Origin of the sequence: Phenylobacterium sp. (assembly GCF_044236515.1) — a bacterium.
Classification (GTDB): domain Bacteria; phylum Pseudomonadota; class Alphaproteobacteria; order Caulobacterales; family Caulobacteraceae; genus Phenylobacterium.
Genome location: NZ_JBIIGK010000148.1, coordinates 1 through 7256, shown reverse-complemented (window position 1 = coordinate 7256; position 7256 = coordinate 1). Strand labels below are relative to the sequence as shown.

11 protein-coding genes are annotated in these 7256 nt (G+C 68.7%); 8 read left to right on the top strand and 3 right to left on the bottom strand.

The window, feature by feature from the left end; all coding sequences use genetic code 11:
- Positions 1-299: exodeoxyribonuclease III (locus ACILRF_RS13200; RefSeq protein ID WP_395673614.1), on the bottom strand; the 299-nt coding region annotated here is incomplete at its 3' end.
- A 60-nt stretch (positions 300-359) separates the two neighbouring features.
- On the opposite strand from ACILRF_RS13200, the gene ACILRF_RS13195 reads away from it, so the two are divergent.
- Complete coding sequence (locus tag ACILRF_RS13195) at positions 360-998, top strand: glutathione S-transferase family protein (RefSeq protein ID WP_395673612.1); 639 nt, start codon at positions 360-362, stop codon at positions 996-998.
- Here the strand turns inward: ACILRF_RS13195 and erpA are convergent.
- Positions 995-1327: an iron-sulfur cluster insertion protein ErpA gene (erpA, locus tag ACILRF_RS13190; RefSeq protein ID WP_395673610.1), complete on the bottom strand. Its 333-nt coding sequence runs from the start codon at positions 1325-1327 to the stop codon at positions 995-997. The two genes, ACILRF_RS13195 and erpA, sit on opposite strands and share 4 nt — an antisense overlap.
- Before the next feature lie 81 nt (positions 1328-1408).
- On the opposite strand from erpA, the gene ACILRF_RS13185 reads away from it, so the two are divergent.
- Positions 1409-2587 carry a deoxyguanosinetriphosphate triphosphohydrolase gene (locus ACILRF_RS13185; RefSeq protein ID WP_395673608.1) on the top strand — a complete coding sequence of 393 codons (1179 nt, stop codon included), beginning with the start codon at positions 1409-1411 and terminating at the stop codon, positions 2585-2587.
- Here ACILRF_RS13185 and ACILRF_RS13180 read toward each other — a convergent pair.
- Complete coding sequence (locus ACILRF_RS13180; RefSeq protein ID WP_395673606.1) at positions 2584-3252, bottom strand: acyltransferase; 669 nt, start codon at positions 3250-3252, stop codon at positions 2584-2586. The two genes, ACILRF_RS13185 and ACILRF_RS13180, sit on opposite strands and share 4 nt — an antisense overlap.
- Positions 3253-3456: 204 nt before the next feature.
- On the opposite strand from ACILRF_RS13180, the gene ACILRF_RS13175 reads away from it, so the two are divergent.
- The 6 genes from ACILRF_RS13175 to ACILRF_RS13150 all read left to right on the top strand — a co-directional run.
- Positions 3457-4272: an SPOR domain-containing protein gene (locus ACILRF_RS13175; protein ID WP_395673604.1), complete on the top strand. Its 816-nt coding sequence runs from the start codon at positions 3457-3459 to the stop codon at positions 4270-4272.
- Positions 4269-5282, top strand: a complete 1014-nt coding sequence (nagZ, locus tag ACILRF_RS13170) for a beta-N-acetylhexosaminidase (RefSeq protein ID WP_395673602.1) — start codon at positions 4269-4271, stop codon at positions 5280-5282. Before ACILRF_RS13175 ends, nagZ begins: the two co-directional genes overlap by 4 nt.
- On the top strand, positions 5279-6085 hold the full coding sequence (locus ACILRF_RS13165) for a segregation and condensation protein A (RefSeq protein WP_395673600.1): 807 nt from the start codon (positions 5279-5281) through the stop codon (positions 6083-6085). Before nagZ ends, ACILRF_RS13165 begins: the two co-directional genes overlap by 4 nt.
- Positions 6082-6735, top strand: a complete 654-nt coding sequence (gene scpB / locus ACILRF_RS13160; protein WP_395673598.1) for an SMC-Scp complex subunit ScpB — start codon at positions 6082-6084, stop codon at positions 6733-6735. Before ACILRF_RS13165 ends, scpB begins: the two co-directional genes overlap by 4 nt.
- Before the next feature lie 96 nt (positions 6736-6831).
- Entirely contained in the window at positions 6832-7041 is a 210-nt protein-coding gene (locus tag ACILRF_RS13155) for a twin-arginine translocase TatA/TatE family subunit (RefSeq protein WP_395673618.1), read from the top strand.
- A gap of 90 nt (positions 7042-7131) precedes the next feature.
- A partial coding sequence (locus tag ACILRF_RS13150) for a twin-arginine translocase TatA/TatE family subunit (protein WP_395673616.1) occupies positions 7132-7256 on the top strand: 125 nt, incomplete at its 3' end.

The window sequence follows — 7256 nt, the reverse complement described above, 5'->3', positions numbered from 1 at the left end:
CGCGGCCCTGACACCACCGCCTCGACGTACCGCGCCTGCTCGTCCGCATCGTCGCCGGGCAGCCCACGGCGGATATCCTCCAGCGGCGTCTTCGAAAGCAAGGCGACGCCGTTGTAGGACTTCTGGCCGTGGACGAGGACGTTATAGCCAAGCCGTTCAAAGGCTTCGGCGGGGAACTTTTCGTCGACGCACTTGATCTCCTGCAGGCAAGCGACATCCGGCTTCGCCTCCTCGAACCAGCGCACCACCGTTTCCAGACGGGCGTTGACCGAGTTCACGTTCCAGGTGGCGATGCGCATTGACGGCTCCTTGCGGGACAAGGCTTAGAGAGGCTCGGCTTTCCGCTCAAGGCGCGTCGCATGACCCTCGTTCTCCACGGCCACCCGCTCTCGTCCTATTGCTGGAAGGCGCTGATCGCGCTGAAAGAGATCGGCGAGCCCTACACTTTCAAGACCGTGAACCTCGGCAATATCGGCGAGCGCGAGGCCTTCCTTGAGCTGTCGCCGCTCGGCAAGATGCCGGCGCTTGTCGATGGCGATGAGGTGCTGTTCGAAAGCACGACGATCATCGAACACCTCGCCCGCCGCCACACCTTCCTCCTGCCGCCGGAAAGCGCGGCGCAGGTCCGCCACTGGGACCGGATGTTCGACCTCTACTGCCATACGCACCTCCAGCGGCTTGTGGACTACAAGCTCCGGCCGGAGGGGAACGCGGACCGCTACGGCGTCGCCGAGACCAAGCGCAAGCTCACCGACTTCTACGACCTGGCCGAGCGCCACATGACTGGACGCGAATGGGCGGTGGGTGAGGGGGTTACCCTGGCCGACTGCGCGGCGTTCCCGGCGTTGCATTATGCCGACCGTATCGTGGCGATCGGCGCGGAGCGGCCGAATCTCTCCGCCTATCTCGCCCGTCTAACGAGGCGGCCGTCGGTGCAGGCGGTGCTCGAAGGGGCCGAGCCCTACGCCCATTTCTTCCCGGGCGGACCGGAAGACTAGATCGAGAAGCTGACGCCGCAGCCGCAGCTCGACTTGGCGTTGGGGTTGCGGATGCGGAACTCGGCGCCCGCAAGCTCGTCGACGAAGTCGATCTCAGAGCCCTTGAGTAGGGCCAGCGACACGACGTCCACCAGGGCCGCCGCGCCATCGCGCTCGACCTTGAGGTCGTCGTCCTGCGCCTCGTCGACAAGTTCGAACTGATACTGGAAGCCGGAACAGCCGCCGCCTTCGACCGCGACGCGCAGCATCACCGGACGCCCCTCGGTCTGGCCGATGGCGTGGATGCGGCGGGCGGCGCTTTCGGAGAGGGAAACTTCGCTGGTCGTCATCGGTGTTAAAGGTTCGCAGGGCTTGACCTATATGAGGGTCTCCGCGGCTTCGACCAAGAGGCCTTGCTTCAGAAGGCGCCGATGGCCGTCGATCTTCCTCCCCGCGCTGCGTTCGCCGAGAACCCCGCCGCCTCGCGTGGCCGCAAGGTTCCGGAGGCCGAGAGCCGCACCCGTACGGCCTTCGCCCGCGACCGCGACCGCATCATTCACTCTACCGCCTTCCGCCGGCTGAAGGAGAAAACACAGGTCTTCGTGGCGCACGAGGGTGACCACTTCCGCACCCGCTTGACCCACTCGTTGGAGGTGGCGCAGATCGCCCGCTCGGTGGCCGGCGCGCTCGGCCTCGACGCCGACCTCGCCGAGACCATCGCACTCGCCCACGACCTGGGCCACCCGCCGTTCGGCCATGCCGGCGAGGACGAGTTGCAGGTCCAGATGAAGGGGTTCGGCGGGTTCGACCACAACGTCCAGACCTTCCGCGTCGTCACCAGGCTGGAGCAGCGCTACCCCCGCTTCGACGGTCTTAACCTGACGTGGGAGACGCTCGAGGGCGTCATCAAGCACAACGGCCCCGTCGCCGATAAACTCGACAAGCCGTCCTGGGCGGCGATCGGCGAGTTTGACGCCGATTACGACCTGCGTCTCGGCACCTGGGCGTCAGCCGAAGCCCAGGTCGCGGCGCTTGCCGACGACATCGCCTACAACAACCACGATGTGGACGATGGCGTCGAGGCGGGCCTGTTCTTCCTCAAGGAACTGCTCGATGTGCCGCTGATCGGGCCGCACGTCCACTCGGCGATGGCCGACTATCCGCACTGCGACCAGCGCATTCTGCGGCTTGAGGCCGTGCGGCGGATGATCGGGGCGATGGTCGACGATGTGATGATCGAGACACGCCGCCGCGCCGAGATCGGCGGGGTGAAAAGCGCCGAGGATGTTCGGAACCTCGATCACGCCGTGGTCGGCTTCTCGCCTGACATGGTCGAGGACCTGTCGGCCCTGCGCGCCTTCCTGATGGAGCGCATGTACCGTCACTGGAAGGTCAACCGCACGCGCAGCCAGGCGCGTCGCATCCTGGCTGAGATGTTCCAGCTGTTCATGAGCGAGCCCGACGTCCTGCCGCATGAGCTGGGGCAAAAGGCCAGCGCCCGTGACGAGGCCGGCCGGGCGCGGGTGGTCTGCGACTACATCGCCGCCATGACCGACCGGTTCGCCATCGAAGAGCACCGCAAGCTCTTCCACCTCGACGTGCTAAGCTAGCCGAACCGCGCCAGCCAACGACGCCGGGGCGCCTCCACTTCCAATCGCGGCTTCGGCCGCGGTTCCGCCTCGAACGGCTGGTCGAACTCGCGCAGCCAGGCGATGTCCTCGCGGATCACCCGGGCGGGCGATCCGACCGCCAGCACGTGCGGCGGAATTTTTCCCGTCACGGTCGACCCCGCGCCGATGATGCTGCCGCGCCCGATGTATGCGCCTTTCAGCAACCGCGCGCCGACGCCGACCCAGACGTCGTCCTCCAGGTGGATATCCTTCGCTGGGTTCAGCCGATCGCCGGAATAGCGGTCGTAGATCGGATGCATGTCTGAGACGTCCATACGGATCTCCGCCGACAGCATGTTGTTGCGGCCGAAGATCATCCGGCCGGCCTCATGCTGCGACAGGCCGACGTCGTTGAACGTGGTGCGGTCGCCGATCCGGATCAGTCCGCCGTCGCCACGCACGATACGGATCATGCCGTTAATGACACAGCTCTCGCCGATCTCGATCGTCGTGTTGCGCGCCTCGGGCATCACCCAGATCATCGCGTTGACGATCGAGCCGGCGCCGATCCTCAGGGTCGTGGCCTCGCCCTTGATGACCACCCGGCCGGCGGGTTCGGATTGCAGGGCAAGAACGGTGTCCGGGCGGACGCTTTCGATGGGCATACGCGACCTGCGGGAAACTACGCTATGATGCTACCGTGGGTGGGTCCCAAGGTCGATGGCCCAGAGACGTCGCGGAAGCCCGCTTTCCCGAGGTCGCCACAGAAACGGCGCGGTGACGCAGTTAAGCCGGCCGCAGGCTCCGATAGACTGGGGCCGACGTGCGATTCGCGCCTGCGTATCGATCAGTTCCCGCGGAGCTTCCCGATGTCCGACCACGAACGCGGCGCCTATACGCCACCGACCCAAGACGCGCCGCTGTCCTTCGACGCGCGCCAGCCGGCCGGCGCCCGTCGGCCGTTGCCGATCAGCCTGATCGTCTCGGCGCTTGTCCTGATCGGGCTGGTCCTGGCCATCGTGGTTTTCTACCGCTCCGGCGTGCGCGAGGCGGGGCAGGCGCCGCAGACGGTCGGCGCCCCGGTCGCCGAGATGAAGGCGCAGGCGCCCGCCGAGGCGCAGCCGCAGGATCCCGCGGCGGGTCTGCAGATCTACCGCTCGGAAGGCGGCGAACTGACCGAAGCCGCGCCGCAGTTCGCCCCGCCTCCGGAGCAGCCCCAGCCGCGGCCGCAGCCCGGCCCGCCGCCGCCCACCGTGGTCGTGGCCCCGCCGGCGGCCCCTGCCGCTCCGGCGGCGCAACCGGCGCTGCGCCCGGCCTTGCCCGCCGCTCAGCCGCCCGCGGTCCGTCCGGCCCCTGCTGCTCCGGTGGCCGCAGCGCCGGCCCCTGTCGCCGCCCCGAAGCCGACTGCGGTCGCCGCCCCGAAGCCGTCCCCGACGCCGACGCCCGCTGGCGGGGCGGTGGTGCAGATCGGCGCCGTCTCCTCGACCGTGCTCGCTGACAAGGCCTGGAACGAAGCCATTGCGGCCGCCGGCGGCGGCCCGGGCCGCGGCAAGAGCGTGGAGCGGATTGAACGCAACGGGTCGGTCCTCTACCGCACCGCGGTCACCGGCTTCGCCGACCGGGCCCAGGCGACCGCCTTCTGCAACCGGCTGAAAGCGGCCGGGAAGAGCTGCTTCGTCCGGTGAGTTGCGCCGCGGCCATCCTGGGCTGCCGGGGCCCGGCTCTCGACGCCGAGGAGCGGGCGTTCTTCCGCGACGTCGACCCATGGGGCTTCATCCTCTTCGCGCGCAACGTCGAGACCCCCGACCAGGTGCGTCGCCTGACAGACGCGCTTCGCGAGACTGTGGGGCGGCCGGACACGCCGATCCTAATCGACCAGGAGGGCGGCCGCGTGGCTCGGCTGACGCCGCCACACTGGCGGCTCTATCCGCCGGGCCGCGCTTACGGCGAACTCGATCCGGCGATCCGGCGCGAGGTCACCCGGCTCGGCGCCCGTTTGCTGGCGCACGACCTGGCCGCGGTCGGCATCAACGTCGACTGCGTGCCGGTTCTCGACGTCCCAGATCCGCAGGGTCACGAGATCATCGGCGACCGAGCCTACGGCGACACCCCCGAGCAGGTCGCCCTGCTCGGACGCGCGGCCTGCGAGGGGCTGATCGCCGGCCGCGTCCTGCCCATCGTCAAGCACATCCCCGGCCACGGTCGCGCCAAGGCGGACAGTCACCTGGAGCTCCCGGTGGTCGAGACCAGCTTCGAGGATCTCGAGGCCCGCGACTTCGCGCCATTCCGGGCTCTGTCGGACATGCCGATGGCGATGACCGCGCACGTCATCTACGCGGACATCGACGGGGCGCTGCCGGCCACCACCTCAAAGATCGCCTTCGACCGCGTGATCCGCGGCGCCATCGGCTTCGACGGCCTGGTCATGAGTGACGACCTGTCGATGAAGGCGTTGAGCGGCGACTTCGCGGAGCGGGCGCGGGCCTCTCTGGCGGCCGGCTGCGACGTCGTCCTGCACTGCAACGGCGATATGGACGAGATGGTCCAGGTGATGGCGGGGACGTCCCGGTTGTCTGGTCGCGCCGCAGAGCGGGCAAGAGCGGCTCTGGCCCGCATTCCGGGCGCCCCCGAGCCCTTAGACGCGGTCGAGGCGCGGGCGCGGTTCGACGCCGCCTTCGGAGGCGCCTACGCATGAGCGGCGACTTCCAGCCCAACCTGGACTTCGCCGCGGCGGGGCAGGCAGCCGAGGACGGCGAGGCGCTGATCGTCGACCTGGAAGGCTACGAAGGACCGCTGCACGTGCTCCTGGCCCTGGCGCGAAGCCAGAAGGTCGACCTTATGCAGCTGTCGATTCTGAAGCTTGCCGAGCAGTATCTCGCCTTCGTCCAGCAGGCCCGGCGCATGCGGTTCTCCCTGGCGGCGGACTATCTCGTGATGGCCGCCTGGCTGGCCTATTTGAAGTCCCGCCTGCTGCTGCCGAAGCCCGAGAAGCACAAGGCAGAAGAAGCCCCGGCTGAGGAGGTTGCGGCCCAGCTGGCCTTCCGCCTGGCCAAGCTCGACGCCATGCGCCGGGCCGGCGAGGCGTTGAAGGCGCGCCCACAGCTGCGCCGCGAAGTCTTCGGACGCGGCGATCCGGACGCCATCAAGGTCATCCCGTCGAGCCGGGTGGAGGGCGACCTCTACAGCCTGATGAGCGCCTACATCGAACAGCGTCGCAAGGAAGACGCGCGACGCTACACGCCCCGCGCACCCGTGGCCTATCCCCTGGAGGACGCCCGCGAGCGCCTGCGCCGGATGCTGCCCGACCTCGATCGCTGGACACCGCTCGCCGGTGTGGCGCCGAGCGGTCCCGTTGACCATGGGCCGAGCCGCGCGTCATTCGTCGCCTCGACGCTGTCGGCCAGCCTGGAACTGGTCAAGGAGGGCGCGCTGGAGGCGCGGCAGCTCGAAGCCTTTGCCGAGATCTACCTGAAGCGCCGGCTTGAGGTGCGGGCATGAGCCTCGATCCTGCCCGCACCGAGCGCGAGGTCGAAGCCCTGCTGTTCGCCGCCGCCGGGCCGCTGAGCCTGGAAGACCTCGGCCGCCGGCTGCCGGAGGGCGCGGACATCGCGACCGCCATCGCGGCCTTGCAGGATCGTTATGCGGGGCGAGGGGTCGAACTCGCCTGCGTAGCCGGACGCTGGCGCTTTCAGACCTCGGCCGACCTCGCCTGGCTGATGACTGAGGAACGCGACGAGCCACGGCGGCTGTCCAAGGCGGCGCAGGAGACCTTGGCGATCATCGCCTATCACCAGCCTGTCACCCGCGCCGAGATCGAGGCGGTGCGCGGCGTGCAGGCCAGCAAGGGCACGCTCGACGTGCTGCTCGAGCTCGGCCTGGTGCGGATGCGCGGCCGCCGCCGCACGCCGGGACGTCCCGTGACCTTCGGCACCACCGAGGCCTTCCTGGAGCACTACGGCCTCGCCAGCCTCGCCGACCTGCCCGGCGCGGCCGAGATGAAGGCGGCCGGTCTGCTCAGCCTCGACTTACCCGCCGATTTCGCCGTGCCGAACCCGGACGAGCTCGCGCCGAACGAGGATCCGCTGGACGCGGGCGATACGCCGCAGTTCCACATCGACTTCCTCGGCGAAGAACAGGACGAGGCCTGATATCTCGTCGCTTGGCGCTGTCCCGCCAGAGCGTCTATATACCCGCCGAGACGTGAAGCGGCCGGGGGCGCCGCGCACCTAGGGAGTATGGCCGTCATGGGCTCGTTTTCCATCTGGCACTGGCTGATCGTGCTGGTCGTCGTGGCGCTGCTGTTTGGCGGCCGCGGCAAGCTTTCCGGTCTCATGGGCGACGCAGCCAAGGGCATCCGCGCCTTCAAGGACGGTCTGAAGGGTGAGGACGGCGGCGACGACGTGTCGGCCAAGCCGCTCCCCAAGGAGCGTGAAAAGGAAGACGCGCGCGGCTGATCCCCGCGTCGAGTTTCCATGGTCCCTGTTTCAGGGTTCTGGCGCCGGCGCGGCTTGATCGCGGCCGGCGCGTCCGTTTAGGCCTGCGCAATGCTTCCTGACGTCGGCGTCACCGAATACATGGTCATCGCCATCGTGGCGCTGATCGTGATCGGCCCCAAGGATCTTCCCGCGATGCTGCGCAAGCTCGGCCAGTTCATGGCCAAGCTGCGCGG